The following is a 22637-nucleotide window of genomic DNA, read 5'->3' as shown; positions in this document are numbered from 1 at the left end:
ACGGCGTATCCCATCGTTTCGATCTGCAGCTTTACCCGCCTCGACGTCAGTCATGTCCACCCCTCACTGCCATTTCTGCCCCCCAACGAAGCCACAACGACCATAGTGGCGATCGAGCACCTGACGGCGCCTTTGACTCTGGTCATGAGTGCATTTCAACGAGCGAAGCCAGGTCAGTGTCCAAAGGTGGTGGGGATGACATAGACATCGATGGCCGGCGCTCTTCAATCCCCGAGTACGGCGCTATAGACGGCTGAGCTGTCCGCCTCCGGACACTCCTGCTTCAACCGCAGGATGGTATGGCGCTGCTCGGCCGTGCAGTTCCGCAGTCGCTGGGCGTCCCCGACATGCGGACGATCGACGACGTGCAGCCAGAAGGTCAGGTCGATCTTCCAGCTGTCCGTGTGCAGGACCGCGTAGAAGCGCTCATCGGTGATCGCCGGGGTCGGCCGGCGGTCATCCCGCTCGTCACGGAAGTCGACGCTGCGCAGCTCTACACGTCGCGCAAGGATCGCCAGACCTTCGAGGACTCGGGAGGCCGTGGCGTCGGGTGCGTCGAACATGACGTCGAGGTCGCGTACCACCATCAACCCTGACAGCGCACTGCCGATGACCACCGCGCGCCAGGGGAATGCGGTCGGCAGGTCGAGCCGATCCGCCAGTTGCCGAGCCTCGCCCTGCAGAGCCACTGCCCGTTCCACCAACGACATACAGTCGACGGTAAACGTCGTACCCCTGCAGTTCCCACTCCCCGACGTCCACCGCGTCACTTTGTGCGCCGTTCGACCACTGAGCCCTGCTACGACGGCCAACCTATGACCGAGGTCCAGGGCGACTCCAGCGCGCGACTTATGCACGGGTCGACCATTTAGAGGGTGGGAACTTGGTTGGTGCGTGCCCAGAGTGGGGGGTTAGGGCTGGAGGGGGAGCGTGAGGGGTTTTCCGGGGAGGACGGGGTGCTCGAGGGGGAGCGTGGTGCCGTCGACCCGCAGGGTTTGGACGTTGATGGTGCCGGTGTGGCAGGTGAGGGTGAGGGTGGGGCCGGACTTGGTGGCTACGCCCCAGCCGGTGGGGGTGACGAAGGGGATGGTCCAGTCGCTGTTGGTGCGGGCGATGTCGAGTGGGGCGAACGTGAGGGTGGCGGTGAGGGCGTTGTAGCGGTAGCCGGTGAGGGCCTCCAGGACGGACCAGCCGGCGGCGTTGCGGATGTAGTGGTCGCCGCATTCGATGGGGTTGAAGGGGTTGCGGCGGGTGCCGTCGTAGCGGGTCCAGAGGCCTTGCAGGATGGACATGCCCTCGTCGATCAGGCCTTCGTAGAGGCAGTGGGCGGCTACCTGGTATTCGGAGCCGGTCCAGACCTCGTCGCAGTAGCGGGTCGGGATGTCGGGGCGGCCGCCGTGTGGCCAGGTGCACATGAGGAGACCGGTGTCGTCCTCGTCGGCGAAGACGCGGTACGGGTGGTCGAAGTCGGCGAAGCCGGTGCGCAGGTTGTGCCGCAGTACGTTGCGCAGCGCGGTCTTCACGTGGTCCTTCGGCAGCAGGTAGCCCAGGTCGAGCTGGTGCGCCCACCACTGCCCGATCAGCTGGTCCGCAAGGCACCCGTCCCCCCACTGGAAGTCCGGCTTCTCCTCCGGCGACAGGATCTGCCGGTAGTACTCGCCGGTGTAGAGGAGTTCGTCGTACGCCGCACTCCCGGCCTCGAAGAGCGTGCGGTACTCCTTCGCGTCCTCACCCAGCAGCAGCGCCATCTCCTCGGCCGCGCGCAGTGCGGCCAGCCACAGCGTGCCCATGAACGAGTTGACGCCACACAGGTCGATGTCGTGCGTGCTCGGCTGGATGCCACGCAGTACGCCGGTGCCGTCCGCGTCCCACTTGGTGCGGATGTGAGTGAGCAGTCGCTGGACGTTCGGCCAGCGGTCCCGTAGCCACTCGACTCCTGCCCCGTGCCGCACTTCCCGGTACGTCTTCAGCACGTTGCCGAGCATGCCGTCGAGGGCCGGCTCCTCCGGACCGCCGATCACCACGTCCCACAGTTGCCGGTGGTACGTCGGTGCGATCACCCGGTGCGGGATGTACCCCTCGGGTGCCTGCATCACGTCGTACTCCGTGTGCCGCATGTTCCGCTCCAGCGCCGGGAACAGCCGGGACAGCGTCTGCTCGTAGTTCCAGACGTGGGTGCAGTTGAGTGGGCAGGACCCGCCGTACCGGCCGCCCCACATCACCGTGGACGCGCCGAGCACACCCTCGAAGCCCAGCACGGTTCCCTCGGCGGTCTGGAAGACAGTGGGGCTGCGTACGTCGGCAGCCAGCGCGGCGAGCCGTGATCCCGCCTCACCAGGCAGCGTGCTCGCCTCGAAGGCGTCGGCCCAGGCAGTACTGAGTGCCTGCAGCGATGGCCAGCGGGCGATGAACGACTCGGCCACGGCGACGGCGTCCGGCGTACGACGGGTGTACGCGTTGCCGAGCCAGAAGCGGCTGTGGCCGTAGTCGTGCCGCGGGCCGAACTGATTGAAGTCGACATATCGGTTCGGGAAGTGCCACGCGATCAGGAACCGAACCTGCGTCGTCTCACCCGGGTCGAGGTGGAACGGCACGGCCAGTCCGCCGTTCCACGTCGTCCCGGGCGCACTGGCCCCGCTGACCAGCGTCGCGGGACCGTTGAGGAAGGCAACGAATTCCCCGGGCCGGGACCACTGTGCGCAGGTCAGTGCGCCGGCGCCGTCGGTGGTGAGCACCAGTTGTCCCGCGCCGGGGTGGTCCGCGGGCAGTCTGGTGTTCTCCATGACCAGCGAGGTCCAGTCGTCGTGCCGCCGGACCCGGTTGGTGTTGCCGCCGTACAGGCTGTTGGCGACACCGTCGATCGGCGTGACGCCGTCCCAGCCGACCGAGTTCTGCAAGGCGCCGGCGAGCTTGCCGTGCACTGCGATGTCTCCGGGGTTGTGCAGCGTGAACGTGAACGCGGCCACGGGCTGAGAGCTCGCCTCGGCGTCCGACGGCACCAGTGGATTGAACGCGTCCATGCTGACGGAGATCGGTAGGTCGGTGTCGAAGTCGACACGGGCGCCGGGGTAGGTGGCGGTGACCGTCGGCTCGCCGAACGGCCGGAGCAACTCCTGCAGCCGGGCCTCGCCCGCCGGTACGACGTCGTCGGTGACCAACGGGGTGTCGGAGGGACTCAACGAAGGCCCTTGCAGCACACGGATCTCGTCCACCGGCGGCTCGACTCGCGAGAGCCGCAGCGCGAAGAAGCTGTCCGGGACATGTCCCTCGTGGTTGCCGATGTTGTGCAGCTGCCACTGCCGCAGCGCACCGTTGCCGGCCAGGGCGAGCGTGCCGGTGCCCAGACCGCCCAAGGGCAGTGCGAAGTGCCGAAGTTTGTCACCGGTGTAGCGCATGATTCTCCGTCCATGTACCTGCGGAGGCGAACAACGCCACCGGGCCGGGGGTAAGCAGAAGCAGTGAGGCGGTCACCGACGTACCGAGCAGCAGCGCGACAAAAGCCAGTGCGAGAACGCCGAGTGGGACAAGTGGTGCACGTGCGACCAGGCTCAGGGCGGTGAACCACAACGCCTTGCCTCGCAGCCGACCGGTGACGCGGAGGCTGAACGCGTAGCACGAGGCGAGCACGGCGAGGACGGTCGCACAACCGCTGACGGCCAAGGGGATCGCGAAGATTGGACCGTTGTACAGCTGCCGGTTGAGCAGCGCAAGGGCGCCGACGGCGGCCGGGATCAGTCCGACCTCGAGACCCGCGACGACGTGGTGCTTCAGGTTGCGCAATAGGAGGAACACTCCGCCACGGCCGTCCCGGACCACTGAGTCGGCAGTGGCTACGACCGCCGCCCAGACTGGTCCGACCAGCACAGCGCCAAGCAGCACGCTGGCTGGTGAGAGCCCAGGCATCAGCAGCACCACGAGCCCGGACGCCGTACAGACCATGACTCCGGCGGCGGTGATGAAAGGCAGTTCGTGCCAGAGGGCGCGAAAGGCGGCAGTCAGGTGGTCGGTCATGTGCGCAGGCCGGTGGTCGCGATGGAGGCGATGAACGAGCGCTGGAAGATCAGGAACAGCACGAGGATCGGCAGCACCACCAAAGTGATGGCCGCGAACAGCACCACGGCCGGGCCGCCGCCCATCGCGCCCTGCAGCGAGACGAGGCCGACCGGCAGCGTCATCTTCTCCGGTGACGACAGGAAGATGTACGGCCAGAAGAAGTTGTTCCAGGACGCCTCGAAGACGAAGATCCCGAGCGCGGTCAGGCCCGGCCGGGCCAGCGGCAGGATCACCCGGAACAGGATCCAGAAGTGGCTCGCGCCGTCCATGATCGCGGCCTCGTCGAGCTCGCGGGGGATCGACGCGATGTACTGGCGCAGGAAGAAGATCCCGAACACGTTCACCAACGCCGGCAGCCAGATCGCCACCGCCGTGTCGACCAGATGCAACCAGCGCATCATGATGAAGATCGGTACGACGGTCAGCTGCACCGGTACGACGAGCGCCGCCAGCAGCACCGAGAAGATCTGGTCCCGGCCCGGGAACCGCAACCGCGAGAAGGCGTATGCGGCCAGCGCACTGGTCAGCAGCGCACCAGCGGTCGTGATCACCGCGATCTGCAGGCTGTTCCAGGCCATCTGCGCGAACGGGATCAGCTCCGGCACCTGCTGGAAGTTCTGCAGTGTCGGCGGGTGCGGGATCCACTGTGGCGGCAACTGGAACGCGTTGATCGGTTCGGCCAGTGCGGTGATGATCAGCCAGACCAGCGGCGCGATCATCAGCAGCCCGCCGAGCACCAGGACGAGGTCGAGCAGCCGGCCCTTCACAGGTGCACCCACCGCCGGCTCAGCCGGAACTGGAGCCCGGTGACGATCATGATCACCACGAACAGCACCAGCGAGAGGGCGGCGGCGTACCCGATCTCGAAGGACTGGAAGCCCTTCTCGTAGGTGTACTGCACGATGCTGCGGGTCGCGCCGTCCGGGCCGCCCTGCGTCATGATCACCATCGGGTCGAAGATCTGGAACGCGCCGATGAACGTGATCACGGTGGCGAAGAAGATGGTCGGCGACATCACCGGCAGCGTGACGCTCCAGAACCGCCACCACGCGTTCGCGCCGTCCACCCGGGCAGCCTCGTGCAGCTGGGCCGGCACGGTCTGCAGGCCGGCCAGCAGGATGATGAACGTGTAGCCGATGGTGTGCCACCAGTCGACCACGATCAGCGTCGGCAGCGCCCAGGTCGGCGACGCCAGCCAGTTGGTCGTCGCCGAGAGGTAGTGGTTCGCGAGACCGAAGGTCGGATCCAGAACGTATTTCCAGATCAACGCGACCGCGGCCCACGAGACCAGGAACGGGAAGAAGAACGCCGTCCGGACGAAGTACTTCGTTCCGTGGGTCATCGTTCGGTGTACGCCGAGCGCGAGCAGCATGCCGATGCCGATGTGCGTGATCACCGAGGAGATCGCGAACACGAACGTGTTGACCACGGCCCGGACCGTCGCACCGTCGGTGACGAGCTGGCGGAAATTGTCCAGCCCGGCGAATTCCGGCGTACTCAGCAAATCCCAATGGAACAAGCTCAGACCGAACGCGGCGACCAGGGGCGCGGCGACGAAGACGAGAAAGAGCAGTACGGCGGGACTGATGAACAGATAGCCCGGTAACCAGTCTCGCCGCTGAGGTTTCAAACGAGTCCTTCGAGCGCGGTCTGCGCCTTGCCGAGCGCGTCGGTCGGCGACGCGTTCCCGGTCAGTACCTGCTTCCAGCCGTCCTCGACCGCCTTCTGAACCGCGGCGCCCTTGTCCGGCGACGGGATCGGGGTGGCGTAGCTGAGCGCCTGGTAGAGGTACTCCGTCCCCTTCGGCGCGTCGGTGAGGAAGGACTGGCTGTTCGCGATCGACTTGCGGGCCGGGACGATGGTGCCGCCGAGTTGCGCGAAGAACGACGAGCCCTCGGTGGAGATGAGGAACTTGATGAAGGTCCAGGCGTCGTCCTTCTTCTTCGACGCCTTCATGATCGGGTAGCCGTTCCAGCCCACCGGTGAGCCCTGCTCGACCTTGGTCGGCCAGGGCACGATGCCCATCTTCGCGGTCGCCTTCAGGTTGCGGATGCTGATGATCGGCCAGCGCCCGCCGCCGAACATCGCCAGCTTGCCCTGCGCCGCTGCGGTCGTCGCGTCGAACGTCCCACCAGGCGGAGGTGACAGCTTGTCGGCGACCAAGGCCCGGTTGAACTCGGCCGCTTCGATCGCTTTCGCGTCGTTGTACGTCGGCTTGGACCAGTCGTCACTGAAGCTGCTCGTCCCGTTGGTGAGCAGCCACGGCATGATCGCCGCGAAGTACTCCGGGCCTGCGGCGTACCCGAACGCCCCGGTCTTCGCCTTGATCTGCTCACACGCGTGCCGGAAGTCGTCCCAGGTCCATTTCGCCGTCGGCTCAGGTACGCCGGCCTTCGCGAACAGGTCCTTGGAGTACCACATGCACATGGTGTTGAACTCGCCCGGCAGGTAGTAGGTCTTGCCGTCGGTGGAGCTGTACTTCTTGTTCCACTCGATCAGGTTCGGGTCCATGTCGGCGTAGTACTCGTCGATCGTCGACTTGTCCTTGCTGATGTAGTCGTCGAGCGGAGCGAGCAGGCCCTTGGACGCGAACAGCCGCTGGCCCTCGGTGGCCACCTGGATCACGTCCGGCACCTGGCCGCCGGCCAGCCGGGTGGAGAGTTTGTTGAAGAAGTCGCCCCAGTTCGAGAGCGGGATGCCCTCGGCCTTGAGCTTGATCTCGGGGTGCTTCTCGCTGAACTTCGCGAACAGCTTGTTCCAGGTGGCCTGCTGTTCGGCCGTCCCCATGTAGACGAACGACAGCTCCTTGGTGCTCGATCCACCGCCGCCGTCACTTCCTCCGCAGCCGGCCAGCGCGGCGGCGAGCGCCGTACCGCCGGTCGCCTGGAGGAAACGTCGCCGGCTGAGCAGGGACTGGTCCATCGGAGCGCCTCCTGGGGGCGGGAAATCGATTTCTCGACAGCATAGGCCCGACGGCCGAAACCGTGTCAAGGGCGGGCCGCGGAAAAGTCAGGGGGAATCCTTCGCCGCCACCCCACCGCGGAACTTCCCGTCAGGACAAGGAAAACTCAGCTCTGCGCGGTTGAATCCATGACATTTGTCGTGGGTCCGATCGCTGGCCCGCGATCGTTGCCCGGGCAGACGATTCCGGAACCCACCAACGCCGGCCTCCGCCCCCGCCGAACGGAATCACGGGCGGAGGCCTGCCCAGCTCGAGGAGTTCTGTTGAGGCAACGGATTCTCGTATCCGCCCTGGGGGCCGGCGCATTGGCCGTCGCAGGGCTGACAGCACAAGGGGCCGTCGCGGCCCCCACCACGCCGTCCACCGTCGGAAAGCATGCCGTCAAGGTCTGCTCGGCCGCCAAGGCCACGCACACCGCGAGCTGCCACGCGCTCAAGCTGGTCGACGCCGCAGGTGTCGCACCGACCTCCACGGCGCCCCCGGCGACCGGACTCACGCCGTCCGGCCTGCGGGACGCGTACAAGATCAACGGCCTGAGCGCCGGCGGCCGCACGGTCGCGATCGTGGACGCCTACGGCTACCCGAACCTGGAACGCGACCTCGGCGTCTACCGGTCCCAGTTCGGCCTGTCCGCATGTACGACGGCAAACGGGTGCCTGCGGATCATCGACCAGAACGGCGGCACCTCGCTGCCCAGGTTCAACGCGGGCTGGGCCGGTGAGCAGGCGCTCGACGTCGATGCGGTCTCGGCCGCCGCTCCGGACGCCAAGATCGTCGTCGTCCAGGCCAAGTCCGCGAGCTTCGCCAATCTCGGCGCCGCGGTCGTCACCGCCTCCAAGCAGGCCGGAGTCGTTGCCATCTCCAACAGCTACGGCGGTGGCGACGCCTCCGACGCCAGCTACGGTCAGTACTACAACCACCCGGGCATCGCGGTCACCGCGTCCACCGGTGACGACGGGTACCAGGGCGGCAGCTACCCGGCCTCGTCGTCGTACACGACGGCCGTCGGCGGTACGTCGCTTGTTGCCGCAAGCAACTCGCGGGGCTGGAGCGAGACCGTGTGGGCAGGCGCCGGTTCGGGCTGCTCCTCGTACAACACCGCGCTGAGTGCCGCCGCGTCGTTCGGCACCGGCTGCTCGAAGCGGGCGATGGCGGACGTGTCCGCGGCCGCAGACCCGGGCAAGGGCGGGATGGCGATCTACTACCCGACCAGCAAGACGGCCTCGACGTGGGCGCAGTTCGGTGGCACGAGTGAGGCCGCCCCGATCATCGCCGCGGTCTACGCGTTGTCCGGCACCACGAGCGGTTACGCGAACGCGCTGCCGTACGCCCACCCGGGCTCGCTGTTCGACGTGACCAGCGGCAGCAACGGCAGCTGCCCGACGACCCAGTGGTGCAACGCTCGCACCGGCTGGGACGGCCCGACCGGTCTCGGTACGCCGAACGGCGCAGGGGCCTTCTGATCGACCGGGCGGGGGTGGGCTCAGGTCCACCCCCGCAGTGGGGCTGACGGGCGTCGCGGCCGAGATGGTCCTCATCATCGGACAGGTCGTGGTCCGCGGCCGGCAACTGCACTTCAACGTGTCGACACCGGCCGACCAGTTGATCCACAACATCATGGCGAGCACGATCTATCTGGTCTGGGCCGCCGTCCTGGTGATCGCGATCCAGCTGCTGTTCGACAAGCCCGGCGACCGGGCGTTGCGCTGGAGCATCCGGCTTGCCCTCGGTACGACGCTGGCCGGCATGATGCTCGGCAATCTGATGTTCCGCGTCACCCCCTCACAGGAACGCGAAGCGGCTGCGGCCGGTCAGCAGTTGCAACTCGGTTCGCACGGCGTCGGCGTCGACGACGGCCGCCCTGGGTTGCCGATCACCGGATGGAGCACGCAGGGTGGCGATCTGAGGATCGGTCACTTCCTCGGTGTGCACGCACTGCAGGCGATCCCGTTGGTTGCCCTGGGCCTCGTTCTACTCGCCCGCCGCTTTCCGGCGCTGCGTCCCGAGGGTGCCCGTACTGCCCTCGTCGCGGTCGCCGCGGCGTCGTACGCCGGCCTGATCTGGCTGGTCACCTGGCAGGCCGAACGCGGCGAATCGATCGCCCATCCCGGTGGCGCGACACTCATCGCAACCGCTTGCTGGCTGGGTGCGACGATTTCACTGTCGCTCCTAGTACTGTTCCGTGCACGAAGGACAACCCTCGTCTCCACGCGAATCCGGTGAAATCTCTTCCCCGGACTGTCCGCCAGGCTTAAGGTCAGGCGCGGACGGATCGTGGAGGGCGACCCGCGCAGACACTTTTGATGGAGCGTTGTTGTGACCACATCACGCAGACGGCGGGGGCTCTTGGCAGTCACCGCGGTCTCCGCCGCCACTGTGCTGGCCGTGACCGCCGCTGGCGGCGCCACGGCCGCGCAGACGGCCGGCCCCAATGAGGGCAAGGGCAAGGCCGCCCAGGCCGAGAACACCACGGGCAAGGAACGGAAGGGCAACTACGACGCGCGGACCCCGAACGCCAAGACCACCGCCACCCGCTCCGCCAAGGTCGCGGGCCAGGAGTCGGCGGCGTCGGAGAAGTTCCGCAACTCGCTCGGTCCCCAGGGTGTCGTCGAGCTGGACCCGAACACCGGGACCCCGGCCCAGGTCTCCAAGCTGAACGGCTTCCTGACCGGCAAGAGCGCGAAGAAGGCGACCAACGTCGCGCTGGGCTACGTGAAGGCGCACTCCGAGGTCTTCAAGCTCTCCGCCGCGGACCTCGGCACGTTCAAGCTCCGCAAGGACTACGTCGACGACCTCGGTACCCACCACATCTCGTGGATCCAGACGGTCGACGGCGTCGAGGTGTTCGGCAACGGCCTGAAGGCCAACGTCACCAAGCACGGTGAGCTGATCTCGCTGATGGGTGCGCCGGTCGCCGGACTGGCCAGCCAGGCTCAGGCCCGGTCTGCCGCGGCCGCGCCGAAGGTGTCCGCCGCCGCGGCCCGCACCGCCGCCGCCGAGGACATGGGCGGTACGGCGAAGTCCGCGACCGCGAAGTCCGCCGGTACGGCGACCACCTGGAGCAACGGCGACACCGCCAAGCAGGTGTGGTTCCACACCGCCGACGGGCTGCGCAAGGGCTGGCTGACCTACGTCAACGCCGGCGGCATGAAGATCTACAGCCACGTCATCGACGCCCAGACCGGCGCCCTGCTCTACCGCAAGGACCTGGTCAGCGAGGGCAACGGCGACGCGCTGGTGCAGGACAACTACCCGGGCGCCGCGAAGGGCGGCACGCAGCGGGTCGAGAACCTGATCTTCAACAAGTGGCTGCCGAAGAACGCGAAGACCCTGCTCGACGGTACGTCGGTGGCCGCCTTCGCGGACGTGAACGACGACAACCAGCCGAACGCCGGTGAGACGGTCAAGGTGCCGGGCACCAAGACCGGCGCCGAGTACAAGCTGGTGCCGTTCCAGACCAGCGCCTCCTCGTTGTGCTCGGCGTCGTTCGTCTGCACCTGGGACCCGGCCAAGCCGGACTCCTGGAAGACGAACATGAACCAGGACGTCACCAACGCGTTCTACCTGGCCAGCAACTTCCACGACTGGCTGGCCAAGCCGCCGATCAGCTTCACCCCGGCGGCCGGTTCGTTCGACACCGCGGGCGGCGACCCGGTTCACCTGAACGCGCTGGACGGCGCCGCGACCGCTGCCAACGGCGGACCCGACGCGAACCACATCGACAACGCGAACATGTCGACCCCGCCGGACGGCATCTCGCCGACCATGCAGATGTACCTGTGGCACTTCCCGGGGACGACGGACGCGCAGGACCCGTTCGTGCCGGCCAGCGGTGCGAACGACGCGAGCGTGCTGTACCACGAGTACACCCATGGTCTGTCCAACCGCCTGGTCGTCGACGCCACCGGCAACTCGACGCTGAACAGCATCCAGGCCGGCTCGATGGGCGAGGCGTGGAGCGACTTCTACGCGATGGACTACCTGGTCTCGCACGGCCTGGAGAAGGACACCACCGCTCCCGGTGAGGTCCTCGAGGGCAAGTACGTCGCGGCTGGTGAACTGTTCCGCACCCAGGCGATCGACTGCCGCGTGAAGGCCGTCAGCCCGAACTGCATCCAGCCGGACGGCTCGAAGGGTGGCTACACCTACGGCGACTTCCCGACCATCGGCGGTACGCCCGAGGTGCACGCCTCCGGCGAGGTGTGGGCGCAGACGCTGTGGGACCTGCGCGAGCGCTTCGGCCGTAGCTACGCGGTCAGCCTGATCACCCGGGCGATGGAGCTGTCGCCGGCCGACCCGACGATGCTGGACATGCGCAACGCGATCGTGCAGGCCGACCTGGTCGCCAGCGGCGGCAAGAACGCCGACACGATCTGGACCGTCTTCGCCAACCGCGGCATGGGCTGGTACGCCGGCGTCATCGACGGCGGCGACTCGTTCCCGGCGGAGGACTTCCACAAGCCGCCGACAGGCGCGACCACGACGCTCAGCGGCACGGTTCTGGACAAGGACACCGGTGCTCCGGTGGTCGGCGCGCTGGTCTACGTCGGCGGTCACTCCTCCGGCTACGCCGGCGACTACGCCGCCTCGACCAACTCGAAGGGCGAGTACCAGATCACCGGTGTCGCGCCGGGGACCTACCCGAAGGTCGTCATGTCCGCTCCGGGCTACGAACTGCTGGTGCAGTCGGCAACGGTCTCCAAGAGCGGCTCGAAGTCGAACTTCGCTCCGCGCCGCAACTGGGCCGCGTCCTCGGGCGGCGGTTCGGTGGTCGACTTCAACGGTCCGGACTTCACCCCGCAGTGTGGCCCGGCGTTCGCGATCGACAACGCGCAGGGCACCGGCTGGGGCAGCACCACCGGTGACGACAACGGCACGCCCACGAACGTGATGGTGCCGAAGCACATCGACATCAAGCTGCCGGCCGCGGTGAACATCAGCGGCTTCAACGTCGACCCGTCGAACACCTGTGGTGACGCGGGCAGCGCGTCGACCGGTCAGTACCGGATCGAGACCTCGGTCGACGGCACCACCTGGGCCACCGCCCAGGAGGGGAGCTTCACCGCGGCCAACCGGGCGAAGTACAACCTGCTCGCCCCGAGCGGCAACGCGACCGGAGTTCAGTACGTGCGGTTCTGGATGCTCAGCCCGCAGGTCCCGGACTTCGCCACGAACTGCCCGGACGGCGCCTTCAGCGGTTGCCAGTTCACCGACATGACCGAGCTCCAGGTCTTCGGTACGAAGTAACCCGCACCACCCGCGAAGGCCGGTCGAGCATCCCGCTCGGCCGGCCTTCCGGCGTTCTCAGTGGTCCTTCGACGGCTTCGCGGGTGGGACCGTCTGGGCCCACTCGGCCCATTCGGCCAGAGCGGAGTACAGGCGGATGCCGGCTTCGACGGTGACGCGCATCGACTGGGTCTGCGGGCTGTAGCCGAAGTCGCCGCGGTCCTTGGCCGCGGCGTACTGGCGGTACTGCTCGGCCAGTTCGGAGTAGAACCGTGCCTCGGACTCGAGGTGACGTTGCAGGTCGTCGGCGTCCATCAGCCAGAAGAACAGTGACCTGAGCAACGGCTGCAACCGCATGGTGTGGTCGACCTCGACCTCGGTCAGCCAGCGCTTGACCTCCGCCAGCCCGGCGTCGGTGATCCGGTACGCCTTCCGCCGGCGCGGTCCCTCGCTCTCGACCTCGACCAGGCCTTCGCCCGCGAGCTTGCCGAGCTCGGCGTAGATCTTCGGGTGCTGTGCCGGCCAGATCGAGCCCAGGACCTCGGTGAACCGCCGGGCCAGGTCGTACCCGCTGGCCGGCCCCTCGGCGAGCAGCCCGAGCAGCCCGTGCCGCAACGACATGGCGCGCCTCCTTCGATCTCGTCGGAACATCTTGACATGTCCCCGGGGACATGTGCATGCTCTCATATGTCCCTAGGGACATGTCCTGGGGGCCAACTGATCGTGAGGGAGTCGGAATGTCTGACAGTCGTGCAGTACTCATCACCGGCTCGACCGGCGGCATCGGAGCGGCGACGGTCGAGTTGCTCGGTCGCCGCGGCTTCACCGTGTACGCCGGGGTGCGCGGGCGGGCCGGATTCGGTGAGGGAGTCCGGGAGGTCACGCTGGATGTGGCGGATCCGGAGAGTGTCGCGGCCGCGGCCAAGCAGGTGGCGGGGGAGGTCGGCGGCCTGCGGGCGGTCATCAACAACGCCGGAGTGATCGTGCAGGGGCCGATCGAGCTGGTGCCGGCCGACGAATGGCGACGGCAGTTCGAGGTGAACACGCTCGGCCCGGCGTCCGTCGTTCGCGAGTTCCTGCCGTTGGTCCGCGCCGGAGCGGGCCGGATCATCAACGTGAGTGCGCCGACCGGCCGGGTCGCGATGCCGCTGCTCGGTGCACTGTCGGCCAGCAAGGCGGGACTGGAGGCACTCTCGAACGCACTCCGACTCGAGCTTGCCGCGTGGAACATCCCGGTCGTGGTAATCGAGCCGGGATCGACCGAATCCGCGATCTTCACCAAGGCGGGGGCCGCCGCGCAGGAGGCGCTGGAGCGGACGGACGGCGACCGGGTGGCGCTGTACGGCGCCCATCTGGCCGCCTATGAGAAGGCGAGCGCACGCTTCAAGCCCGGCCCGGCGGAGAAGGTTGCCGAGGTCATCGTTCGCGCCGTCGAGGCGCCGCGGCCCAAGCGTCGCTACACGGTCGGTGACGCACGCACGCTGGCGGCGATCCTCACTAGGTTGCCGGTCGGACTGAGGGAGCGAGTGCTGAGCAATGCCCTTGGATTGAAGGGGATCAAGGCATGAGCGTCGTCGTCCTTGTCGGTGCCACCTCGGGGCTGGGGCGGCGAGCAGCCGAGCAGTTGGCGGCCGGTGGTCATCGGCTGTTCCTGGTCGGGCGCGACCCGGCTCGCGCCACCGATCTGACCAAGCGATTGCCGCAGGCAACCGTCATCACGGCGGACATGTCGGTGCGGGCCGGCGTCGAACAGGCGACTGCGGCGATCACGGCCGAGACCGGGCGGATCGACGTACTGGTGAACAACGCCGGGGTGATGACGCCCGGCCGTCAGGTCAATGCCGAGGGCATCGAACTGAACCTCGCCGTCCATCACCTGGCGCCGTGGTCGACGACCGCGCTGCTGCTGCCGCTGCTTCCGTCGGGTGGCCGGATCGTGAACGTGAACTCCGAGGGGCATCGGTCGCCGATGCGCGGTGGTGCGGTCCGGATCGATCCGCGGCGGCTGGCGGACGGGCCGACGGAGTTCGATCCGTTCCTCACCTACAGCAGGACGAAGTTGGCCAATCTCCTGTTCACGTACGAGTTGCAGCGCCGCCGACCGGACTTGAGTGTGGTCGCCGTACATCCGGGTGTGGTTCGGACGGATCTCGGGCGGCAGTTCCCGCGGCTGCAGGTCGCGGCCGTGCAGGCCTTCGCCCTGTCCGCGCGGCGCGGTGCCGAGCCGGTCGTGCGGCTGGCCGTCGGTCCCGAGGCGCCGACCGGGTACTACGACCGGTTCCGGTCGGTGCGGTCGTCAGCGATCTCGTACGACGAAGACCTGGCGCGGCGCGTCTGGGCCACAACTGAGGGACTACGGCCGCATGCCGCTGCCTTCCCACATCGTGGACGATGAACAGTAAGTGCAGTGAATTAGTCTAGTTTCGAGCGCGTGGAGATCGCAGCCGGCAGGTCGTCGCGTCGCTCAGGTGGGCGGCGCGGCGACCGAGCCGCGCTCGATCAGGGTCGGGGCCACAGTCGTCCGGCGGACACGGCGGTTGGTGTCGACCGCGGAAGTGACGCGGGCGACGACGTCCGCGACCAGCTCGGCGAGCGGCCAGTGGAACGTGGACAGTGGCGGTGTGAGCAGCTGCGACATCGGCTGGTCGTCGTACCCGAGCAGGGACAAGTCCTCCGGGACGCGGAGGCCGAGCTCGCGGCTGGCAGCGTACACGCCGAAGGCCATCGAGTCCGCCAGCGCGAGGATGCCGGTCGGCCGGTTGCTGCTGGTGAGCAGCTCGCGGGCGACCTCGGTCGCGCCGGCCAAGTCGTGTGGGCACTGCAGGATGCGGACCTTCAGTTTGAGGTTCACGCCGATGCGCTGAGCGATCTCCTCGGCCGGCCGCTCGACCTCGAACCGGCGGGTCGGGCTGAGGACCGCGACGCGTCGGTGGCCGGCCTCCGCCAGCCGGCCGAGCGCGATGCTGACGCCGGTCTCGTTGTCGAACACCACCTCGGACTTCGCCTTCGCGCCGGGCAGTGCGTCGCCGATCGCGATCACCGGCGCCTGCTGCGCGATCGCGGCCCAGCCCTTGGCGGCCGGGTTGATCGGGATCACCACGATCGCGTCGGCGCGGTGGTCGACCAGATGCTGGGCGAGCTCGAGCTGGCGATCCGCGTCGCCGGCGGAGTCGATGATCCAGGCGTTCCGGTCCGGGGCGAGCAGCTCCCGGCCGAGCGCGGCGGCGAGCCGCTGCTGCCACAGGTCCTCGAGCGACGCGCACAGTACGCCGATCGAACCGCTCCGGCCGGACGCGAGCGCCCGCGCCACCGGGTCGGCCTGGTAGCCGAGTCGGTCGGCGGCGTCCTGAACCCGCTGTCTGGTCTCGGGAGTGCCGTGCAGGCCGCGCAGCGCGTAGGACACAGCCGCCATCGACAGGCCGGTCTCTGCGGCGATGTCCTTGAGGGTTGGCCTGCGGCCGGTTCCGGACATGATCAGCACCCTAGACGGCCCGGCGGACAGAAACTTGACAAGTGTCGTATTGAAGCGCTTCACTCTAAGAGTCCTGAAGCGCTTCAATCTGATCAAACCGCCGGAGGGGAAGCCGATGATCGACGTTCATCAGCACCTCTGGCCGGCCGAGTTCGTCGACCGCCTCCGGGCTCGCTCCGAGCCGCCGTACCTCGACGGCTGGACGCTGCACACCGCGTCCGAAGCGCCGTACGAGGTCGATCCGGCCGCGCACGCGGTGGACAAGCGGGTCGCCCTCGAGCAGGACACGGGTACGACGCTTGCGGCAGTGTCGCTGTCGAGCCCGCTCGGTATCGAGCAGCTCCGCGACAACGCGCTGCTCGACGCCTGGCATGCGGGTTCGGCCGCGCTGCCGGAGCCCTTCAGGGCCTGGGCTTCGGTGAGTTTGATCAAGCCTGACGTCGACGGCCTCGGCGTACTGCTGGCCGACGGTTTCCTCGGACTGCAGTTGCCGGCGCATGTGCTCGCGACACCGGCCGGGTGGGCCGAGGTCGGCGAGTTGCTCGCTGTCGCCGAGCGGTCGGACAAGCCGATCCTGATCCACCCGGGCACGGCCCGGACCGACTGCGAGGTGCCCGGGTGGTGGGCGCCCGTCGTCGACTACGCCGGTCAACTCCAGGCCGCATGGTGGGCCTGGCACGCGTACGGCGGCCGCCACCAGCACCCGCGGTTGCGGTTGTGCTTCGTGGCCGCGGCCGGACTCGCCCCCGTGCACCACGAACGGCTGGCCGCCCGCGGCGGCCGGCTCGGCACCATCGACCCCAACCTGTACGTCGACACCTCGAGCTACGGCCCGCAGGGGATCGACGCGGTCGCGCGGGTCCTCGGCATCGACCAGGTCGTGCACGGCACCGACCGGCCGTACGCCGGGATCACCGACCTCCGCCAAGGCGATGCCGCGACCGCGGTGATCCGCCACGCCAACCCACACCGGCTCCTGTATGGCGTCAACCCCGGGGCCGGGCAACCATCTCCTGAGAGGGGAGTGCAGTGACTGCTCAGCCGATCACCGACGTTCCGAACGTCCCGGCGCGCCAGCCCAGCCGGCTTGTGGATCTCAACAACTGTCTGTCGCTGGACAACCTTCCGGGCCGCGACCTGGATGCCGCAGAGTTGTCCGAGCTGGCCGCGTCGGTTGCCGCGCAGCCGCACCTGTGGGAGGACAAGGTCGCCTACAGCGACGAGGAGCGCGTGTTCGCCTCCCTGCATCGGGACGCGAACGTCGACGTCTGGCTGATCTGCTGGACGCCGGTCAACGACACCGGCTGGCACGATCACGACGTCTCGTCCGGCGCGGTCGCGGTGGCGAAGGGCACGCTGGTCGAGCACAACCTCGCGATCGGCACCGATTCGGTCGAGACCGAAGTGACGGCCGGCGACGTCTACGGCTTCGGCCCGGACCACATCCACCGTCTCACCGGCCTGGACAAGGGCAGCATCACCGTCCACGCCTACAGCCCGCCGCTGTGGCGCATGGGTCAGTACTCGGTCAAGGACGGCGTACTCCGCCGCATCTCCGTGTCCTACGCCGACGAACTCCGGCCGCTCGACTGAGACATCATTCTCTGACTAAAGTCAGAGAATGGAGATCGCCGCGGTCAGAAGGTTCAACCGGATCGTCACCGAGCGCGTCGGCGCGCTCAACGACGCCTACCTGTCCCGGGACCGTCCGCTCGGGCAGGCCCGGGTGTTGTGGGAGATCGGCGCGGACGGGTGCGACGTACGGGCGCTGCGGACGCGGCTCGGCCTCGACTCCGGGTACCTCAGCCGGTTGCTGCGGTCGCTCGAGGAGGACGGGCTGGTCCGGGTCGAGCAGAGCGGTGCGGACGCGCGCGTGCGGATCGCACGGCTGACCAGGACGGGTGCGAAGGAGCGGCGGCTGCTGGACCGGCGGTCCGACGAGTTGGCCGGGTCGATCCTGGCGCCGTTGAGTGAGCGCCAGCGGGATCGGCTCGTCGCCGCGATGGACGATGTGTCACGGCTGCTGACCGCGTCGATGGTAGACGTCGGCATCGTCGATCCGCGGCGGCCGGAGGCACAGCTGTGCCTGCGCTCGTACTTCGACGAGTTGGGCGAGCGGTTCGACAACGGGTTCGACCACGCGCACAGCATTTCGGCGGAGGACTCCGAGCTGACGTTGCCGGCCGGCCTGCTGCTGGTCGCGACGCTGCATGCGGAGCCAGTCGGCTGCGGCGCGTTGAAGCTGCACGGTGAGGAGCCCGCGGAGATCAAGCGGATGTGGGTTTCCCGCGATGCCCGCGGTCTGGGGCTCGGACGCAGGCTGCTCACCGAGCTCGAACGTGAGGCAGTCGCCCGCGGTGCGAACGTCGTACGGCTGGAGACCAATCGTTCGCTGACCGAGGCGATCGGTCTGTATCGCGCGTCGGGCTATCAGGAGGTGTCCGCGTTCAACGCGGAGCCGTACGCCCATCACTGGTTCGAGAAGTCGCTCAAGACCTGAGTGTCCGGGGAGGCCCCGATCTCCCCGGACACCAGGTGGACTACGGCTTGCGGAGTACGCCGATCAGGCCGTGGGTCTCCTGGTCGAGACCCGCGGAGAACCAGAGGGCGTCGGTGCCGCCGGTGGTCGCGGTGCCCTGGAGCAGAGCCCAGAGGCCGTCGATCGCGAGCGTCTTGCCGCCGGGGGTGCGGACCTGGCCGTCGGACTCGTAGCGACCGTGCGACTTCGGCTGCAGGATGTTGATGCGGCCGTCGCCGAAGTTGCCGACCAGAAGCGTGCCGGCCGGCTGACCCCAGGCGGCCGGAGCCAGCGCGAGGCCCCACGGCGCGTTCAGCGAGTCGCGGGAGGCGACGCGACTGACGAACTTGCCGTCCACCGTGTACTGGTCGACGAAGCCGAGCCCGCGGCCGGCGACGCTGCGGCCGGTCGTCGGGTCGGGCTTGGCGTAGGCGACGAAGATCTTCCCGTTCAGCGTCTGCACGTTGAAGGGCGCGTAACCCTTCGGCAGCGAGCGGTCACGGAACGCCCACCACGGCAACTTGACCGGGTTGAAGGCGTTGTCGAACACGTCGATCCGGCCCTGCGCGAAGTTGGCGGCGTACAGCTGGTCACCGGTGCTTGCCGTCGCGATGGCCAGCCCGGTGTAGGCGGCGCCCGGGGTGGTGGCGACGATCTGCGCCGCACCGATCGTCGGGCTGACCGGCGGGCCCCAGGCGGCGATCTGGCCGGTGAGGGTCGCGAACATGAACCGGGCCGGAGCGCTGACGGTCCCGTTGCTGAGGACGAAGCCGGTGCCCGGGTTCGAGACCTGGCCGGTCGGCAACGGCACCGTCACCCGGACGGTGGGCACCTTGCTGATCGTGGTCGAGCCCGGCGCGGACGAGTAGAGCGTGGAGCTCGACGTCCCCTGGTTGGACACCCACAGCGGCGTCGTCGCGCCGAGTGAGAGGCCCCACGGGTTGACCAGGTCCGGGTCGGTCAACACGGCCTTGCCGGGGAGGTCGGAGGCGAGGTTCACCTGCTGTACGGCGAGATGCCCCGAGGATTCGTGATGGTCTTGGTGCGCACTGGCGGTCGCTGGGGCGACCAGCGCGAGACCACCGATGAACGCGGTCGCAACAGCGAGTGGACGGCCCTTCGGGCGAAGCGACATGTCACTTTCCTGTCGGTTGAGGTGCGGAACACCATCGATACGGCCCGATGGGCTAGGCGGTTCAGTCCGGCGCAGGGTAGACATGGGCAAGCAGCAACGTGGGAGGGGGAAGGAAACTGTGGCGGAGCTTGCGATCCAGCAGTTGAACCCGGCGATCCTGCCGCCGGCGACGGGGAACTACACGCACGGCGTGGTCGTCGGTGGGGCCGAGCGGACGGTGTTCGTCAGCGGTCAGGTGCCGTGGGGCAACGAGCACGGCCGAGTGCCGGAGAGTTTCGAGGCGCAGTGCCGGATGGTCTGGCGCAACGTGCTCTCGGTCCTCGCCGAGGCGGGCATGGGAGTGCTGAACCTGGTGAAGGTGACGACCTACCTGTCCGACCGGCAGTTCCGGGCGCTCAACTCGAAGATTCGCGAGGAGGTCCTCGGTCAGCACGCACCCGCGCTGACCGTGATCATCTGCGACATCTACTCCGAGAACTGGCTCCTCGAGATCGACGCGATCGCGATGGCCTAGTTCCTGTCTGACGGTCGCGCGGACCGTCAGACAGGAGCTGCTCGGCTAGGCCCAGGTCTCGGCGTGGGTCGCTACGCCGTTGGGGGCGATGAGTTCGGTGACGACGTCCTCGGCGTCGGCGTCCAGCGGCTCGAACGGGAGCTCGGGTACGACGTACGCGCGGGCGCCGGCGACCATCTCGATGCCGGGGAGCTCGAACCAGGCCTCGCCGACCTCGCGGCTGATCTCGTAGATCGCCTGCTCGGCCGAGTCCACCGGCTCGTCCTCGCCGCCGTCGTCCACCTCGGCCGGGTGCCGTTCCTGGGCCGCCCGGCCGGCGTCGAGCAGCGCGTCCAGGTCGACCACGCGCAGGTCGAACCGCGACACCACGCTGATCACCTGATCCTGCTCGGCCTCGTCGTCCTCGTCGTCGACCGAGTCCTCCAACAGCAGTGGCGCCGTACCGGTGTGCTCGAAGACTGCGTCGTTCCAGCCCTCGACGAGTTCCTCGAGGGCGGCGTTCTGCTCGTAGAGCGCGGACTGCTCCTCGGCGCCGGTCATCGCGAGCAGGGCGTCGGTGTGGGCCTGGAGGCGCTCGGCCAGCCGGCGGCTCGCCTCGGCCAGCGCCTCCCGGGTCTGCGCGGAGAAGAACTGCTCTGCGGGGGCGGTGATGTCGACTTCAGTCACGTGCTGTTCTTCCCTTGTCTGTGCGTGGGGCTGTGCCTGGATCTGGGATTGCCAGGCGTAAGTATGCGGACAGAACGGCCACGGGCGAAGTCCGGTCCGGAATACGTTCCTGTGAGAAGCCTGTGAGAGCTGTCAGAGCGGGTGTGAGAGGCCTGCGAGAACACTCCTGAGCCGGCAACGAGCGGTGTGCAGTGGCTTCATGAGCACTTTAGCTGTGAGGCGGCGCCGTCATGTCTGACGTCATCTATCTCGCCGTCACCGTCGTCGTCTTCGCGGCCATCTGGTACGCGCTGCGTGGAGTGGAGAAGCTGTGAGCGCCGAGAACATCGCCGGCCTGGTGGTCGCCGCGGCCCTGGTCCTCTACCTGGTCGCCGCCCTGATCTTCCCCGAGAGGTTCTGATGTCCGACACTGCAGCCGGCCTGTTGCAGGTCGGCTTCCTCATCCTGTGCCTGGCGGCTGTCTACCGGCCACTGGGTGGCTACATGGCTCGCGTCTACACGAGCGACAAGGACTCCAGGTTCGAGCGTGGCGCGTACAAACTGTTCGGCGTCGACGCCAAGGCTGAGCAGACCTGGGCGGTCTATGCGCGGTCGGTGGTCGCGTTCTCCGCCGTCAGCGTGATCCTGCTCTACCTGATCCAGCGGCTGCAGTCCCACCTGCCGCTGTCCAACGGGCTGCCCGGCGTCGAGTCGGGACTGGCGTTCAACACCGCCGCGTCCTTCGTCTCGAACACCAACTGGCAGTCCTACGTTCCCGAGGTCACGATGGGCCACCTGGTCCAGTTCGCCGGCCTCGCGGTCCAGAACTTCCTGTCCGCGGCGGTCGGTATCACCGTCGCGATCGCCGTGATCCGTGGCTTCGCCCGGTCCAAGACCGACCGGCTCGGCAACTTCTGGGTCGACCTGACCCGGACCGTGATCCGGGTGCTGCTGCCGATCGCCGTCCTCGGTGGCCTGCTGCTCGTTGCGATGGGCGTCGTGCAGAACTTCTCCGGCGGCCACGAGGTCACCTCGGTCGTCGGCCAGACACAGACCATCCCCGGCGGCCCGGTGGCGAGCCAGGAAGTGATCAAGGAGCTCGGTACCAACGGCGGTGGCTACTACAACGCCAACTCCTCCCACCCGTTCGAGAACCCGAACGGGTTGTCGGACCTGTTCGAGATCTTCCTGCTGCTGGTGATCCCGGTCGCCCTGACCCGGACGTTCGGCCTGATGGTGAAGGACAAGCGGCAGGGCTACGCGATCCTCGGCGTGATGACCACCATCTGGGCGGCCTTCGTCTTCCTCGCGACGTTCTTCGAGAACCAGGGCGCGGGTGTTGCGACCCAGGCGGCCGGAGCGGCGATGGAGGGCAAGGAGACCCGGTTCGGCGAGTGGGCGTCGTCACTGTTCGCCGTCTCCACCACCGGTACGTCGACTGGCGCGGTGAACTCGATGCACGACTCGTTCACCCCGCTCGGCGGCGGCGTACCGCTGTTCCACATGATGCTGGGAGAAGTGACGCCCGGCGGCACGGGCACCGGTCTGTACGGCATTCTCGTGCTCGCCGTCCTCACGGTCTTCGTCGCCGGACTGATGGTCGGCCGGACCCCGGAGTACCTGAAGAAGAAGATCACCGGCCGCGAGATGAAGCTGGTCTCGCTGTACATCCTGGCCACACCGACGTGTGTCCTGGTCGGTGCCTCGATCGCGATGGGCCTGGCGACAGCGCGCGCGTCGATCCTCAACGCCGACAGCCCACACGGCTTCTCCGAAGTGCTGTACGCCTTCACTTCGGCCGGTAACAACAACGGCAGCGCGTTCGCGGGCATCAGCGCCAACATCCCCTTCTACAACACCGCCCTCGGGCTCGTGATGCTGCTCGGCCGCTTCGTGCCGATCGTGATCGTGCTGGCCTTGGCCGGCTCCTTCGCCCAGCAGCAGCCCGTCCCGGTGACCCAGGGCACGCTGCCGACTCACAAGGCGCTGTTCGTGACGATGCTGGTCGGAGTCGTCCTGATCGTCACCGGCCTGACCTACTTCCCCGCTCTCACCCTCGGACCCCTCGCGGAGGGACTGTGACCACGCTAGTGACGACTCCTCCTCCGACCC

Annotated in this window: 21 protein-coding genes; 11 read left to right on the top strand and 10 right to left on the bottom strand. The window is 68.0% G+C overall.

The annotated features are described in order from the left end of the window. Positions 1 to 224: 224 nt before the first annotated feature. The 6 genes from ACIBG5_RS20090 to ACIBG5_RS20065 all read right to left on the bottom strand — a co-directional run bounded on the left by ACIBG5_RS20090 (position 225) and on the right by ACIBG5_RS20065 (position 6975). Positions 225 to 710 carry a hypothetical protein gene (locus ACIBG5_RS20090; protein ID WP_396392970.1) on the bottom strand — a complete coding sequence of 162 codons (486 nt, stop codon included), beginning with the start codon at positions 708 to 710 and terminating at the stop codon, positions 225 to 227. A 201-nt stretch (positions 711 to 911) separates the two neighbouring features. Next, positions 912 to 3395, bottom strand: coding sequence for a GH116 family glycosyl-hydrolase (locus ACIBG5_RS20085; protein WP_396392969.1), 2484 nt, complete (start codon positions 3393 to 3395; stop codon positions 912 to 914). Further along, on the bottom strand, positions 3379 to 4011 hold the full coding sequence (locus ACIBG5_RS20080) for a hypothetical protein (RefSeq protein ID WP_396392968.1): 633 nt from the start codon (positions 4009 to 4011) through the stop codon (positions 3379 to 3381). Before ACIBG5_RS20080 ends, ACIBG5_RS20085 begins: the two co-directional genes overlap by 17 nt. Continuing rightward, positions 4008 to 4832, bottom strand: a complete 825-nt coding sequence (locus ACIBG5_RS20075) for a carbohydrate ABC transporter permease (protein ID WP_396392967.1) — start codon at positions 4830 to 4832, stop codon at positions 4008 to 4010. Before ACIBG5_RS20075 ends, ACIBG5_RS20080 begins: the two co-directional genes overlap by 4 nt. Further along, the gene (locus tag ACIBG5_RS20070; RefSeq protein WP_396392966.1) at positions 4817 to 5683 is read right to left on the bottom strand and encodes a carbohydrate ABC transporter permease; all 867 of its coding nucleotides are present in this window, start codon (positions 5681 to 5683) and stop codon (positions 4817 to 4819) included. Before ACIBG5_RS20070 ends, ACIBG5_RS20075 begins: the two co-directional genes overlap by 16 nt. Further along, positions 5680 to 6975 carry an ABC transporter substrate-binding protein gene (locus tag ACIBG5_RS20065; protein WP_396392965.1) on the bottom strand — a complete coding sequence of 432 codons (1296 nt, stop codon included), beginning with the start codon at positions 6973 to 6975 and terminating at the stop codon, positions 5680 to 5682. Before ACIBG5_RS20065 ends, ACIBG5_RS20070 begins: the two co-directional genes overlap by 4 nt. A gap of 303 nt (positions 6976 to 7278) precedes the next feature. Between ACIBG5_RS20065 and ACIBG5_RS20060 the strand changes: the two genes are divergently transcribed. From ACIBG5_RS20060 to ACIBG5_RS20050, 3 genes are all read left to right on the top strand, one after another. Beyond that, positions 7279 to 8478 (top strand): hypothetical protein, encoded by a 1200-nt coding sequence (locus ACIBG5_RS20060; protein ID WP_396392964.1) that lies wholly within the window; start codon positions 7279 to 7281, stop codon positions 8476 to 8478. A gap of 37 nt (positions 8479 to 8515) precedes the next feature. Then, entirely contained in the window at positions 8516 to 9238 is a 723-nt protein-coding gene (locus ACIBG5_RS20055) for a hypothetical protein (RefSeq protein ID WP_396392963.1), read from the top strand. 162 nt (positions 9239 to 9400) lie between these two features. Then, positions 9401 to 12262: a M36 family metallopeptidase gene (locus ACIBG5_RS20050; RefSeq protein ID WP_396392962.1), complete on the top strand. Its 2862-nt coding sequence runs from the start codon at positions 9401 to 9403 to the stop codon at positions 12260 to 12262. A gap of 57 nt (positions 12263 to 12319) precedes the next feature. On the opposite strand, the gene ACIBG5_RS20045 is transcribed toward ACIBG5_RS20050, so the two are convergent. Continuing rightward, complete coding sequence (locus ACIBG5_RS20045; protein ID WP_393385223.1) at positions 12320 to 12862, bottom strand: helix-turn-helix transcriptional regulator; 543 nt, start codon at positions 12860 to 12862, stop codon at positions 12320 to 12322. Between the two features lie 116 nt (positions 12863 to 12978). On the opposite strand from ACIBG5_RS20045, the gene ACIBG5_RS20040 reads away from it, so the two are divergent. Next, positions 12979 to 13809: an SDR family NAD(P)-dependent oxidoreductase gene (locus ACIBG5_RS20040; RefSeq protein WP_396392961.1), complete on the top strand. Its 831-nt coding sequence runs from the start codon at positions 12979 to 12981 to the stop codon at positions 13807 to 13809. Further along, positions 13806 to 14636: an SDR family NAD(P)-dependent oxidoreductase gene (locus tag ACIBG5_RS20035; RefSeq protein WP_396392960.1), complete on the top strand. Its 831-nt coding sequence runs from the start codon at positions 13806 to 13808 to the stop codon at positions 14634 to 14636. Before ACIBG5_RS20040 ends, ACIBG5_RS20035 begins: the two co-directional genes overlap by 4 nt. A 69-nt stretch (positions 14637 to 14705) precedes the next feature. On the opposite strand, the gene ACIBG5_RS20030 is transcribed toward ACIBG5_RS20035, so the two are convergent. Then, the gene (locus ACIBG5_RS20030; RefSeq protein WP_393385217.1) at positions 14706 to 15713 is read right to left on the bottom strand and encodes a LacI family DNA-binding transcriptional regulator; all 1008 of its coding nucleotides are present in this window, start codon (positions 15711 to 15713) and stop codon (positions 14706 to 14708) included. A gap of 115 nt (positions 15714 to 15828) precedes the next feature. On the opposite strand from ACIBG5_RS20030, the gene ACIBG5_RS20025 reads away from it, so the two are divergent. The 3 genes from ACIBG5_RS20025 to ACIBG5_RS20015 are packed head-to-tail and all read left to right on the top strand — an operon-like array spanning position 15829 to position 18213. Beyond that, a complete protein-coding gene (locus tag ACIBG5_RS20025; RefSeq protein ID WP_396392959.1) occupies positions 15829 to 16746 on the top strand; it encodes an amidohydrolase family protein in 918 nt (305 codons plus the stop codon). After that, a complete protein-coding gene (locus tag ACIBG5_RS20020) occupies positions 16743 to 17306 on the top strand; it encodes a cysteine dioxygenase (RefSeq protein WP_393385213.1) in 564 nt (187 codons plus the stop codon). Before ACIBG5_RS20025 ends, ACIBG5_RS20020 begins: the two co-directional genes overlap by 4 nt. A 28-nt stretch (positions 17307 to 17334) precedes the next feature. Next, positions 17335 to 18213 carry a GNAT family N-acetyltransferase gene (locus ACIBG5_RS20015; RefSeq protein ID WP_396392958.1) on the top strand — a complete coding sequence of 293 codons (879 nt, stop codon included), beginning with the start codon at positions 17335 to 17337 and terminating at the stop codon, positions 18211 to 18213. Between the two features lie 40 nt (positions 18214 to 18253). Here ACIBG5_RS20015 and ACIBG5_RS20010 read toward each other — a convergent pair whose 3' ends face one another. Beyond that, complete coding sequence (locus ACIBG5_RS20010; protein ID WP_396392957.1) at positions 18254 to 19366, bottom strand: TIGR03118 family protein; 1113 nt, start codon at positions 19364 to 19366, stop codon at positions 18254 to 18256. 118 nt (positions 19367 to 19484) lie between these two features. Between ACIBG5_RS20010 and ACIBG5_RS20005 the strand changes: the two genes are divergently transcribed. Continuing rightward, a complete protein-coding gene (locus tag ACIBG5_RS20005; RefSeq protein WP_238164468.1) occupies positions 19485 to 19880 on the top strand; it encodes a RidA family protein in 396 nt (131 codons plus the stop codon). Positions 19881 to 19925: 45 nt separating this feature from the next. Here the strand turns inward: ACIBG5_RS20005 and ACIBG5_RS20000 are convergent, their stop codons facing one another. Continuing rightward, positions 19926 to 20546, bottom strand: a complete 621-nt coding sequence (locus tag ACIBG5_RS20000) for a hypothetical protein (protein WP_396392956.1) — start codon at positions 20544 to 20546, stop codon at positions 19926 to 19928. A gap of 310 nt (positions 20547 to 20856) precedes the next feature. On the opposite strand from ACIBG5_RS20000, the gene kdpF reads away from it, so the two are divergent. Beyond that, positions 20857 to 20946 (top strand): K(+)-transporting ATPase subunit F, encoded by a 90-nt coding sequence (gene kdpF / locus ACIBG5_RS19995; protein WP_130442715.1) that lies wholly within the window; start codon positions 20857 to 20859, stop codon positions 20944 to 20946. Then, positions 20946 to 22607 carry a potassium-transporting ATPase subunit KdpA gene (gene kdpA, locus ACIBG5_RS19990; RefSeq protein WP_396392955.1) on the top strand — a complete coding sequence of 554 codons (1662 nt, stop codon included), beginning with the start codon at positions 20946 to 20948 and terminating at the stop codon, positions 22605 to 22607. The genes kdpF and kdpA overlap by 1 nt, the downstream gene beginning before the upstream one ends. The last annotated feature ends 30 nt before the right edge of the window (positions 22608 to 22637 follow it).

Source organism: Kribbella sp. NPDC050241 (assembly GCF_044459685.1).
GTDB lineage: Bacteria > Actinomycetota > Actinomycetes > Propionibacteriales > Kribbellaceae > Kribbella.
This window is presented reverse-complemented; position numbering and strand designations above follow the sequence as displayed.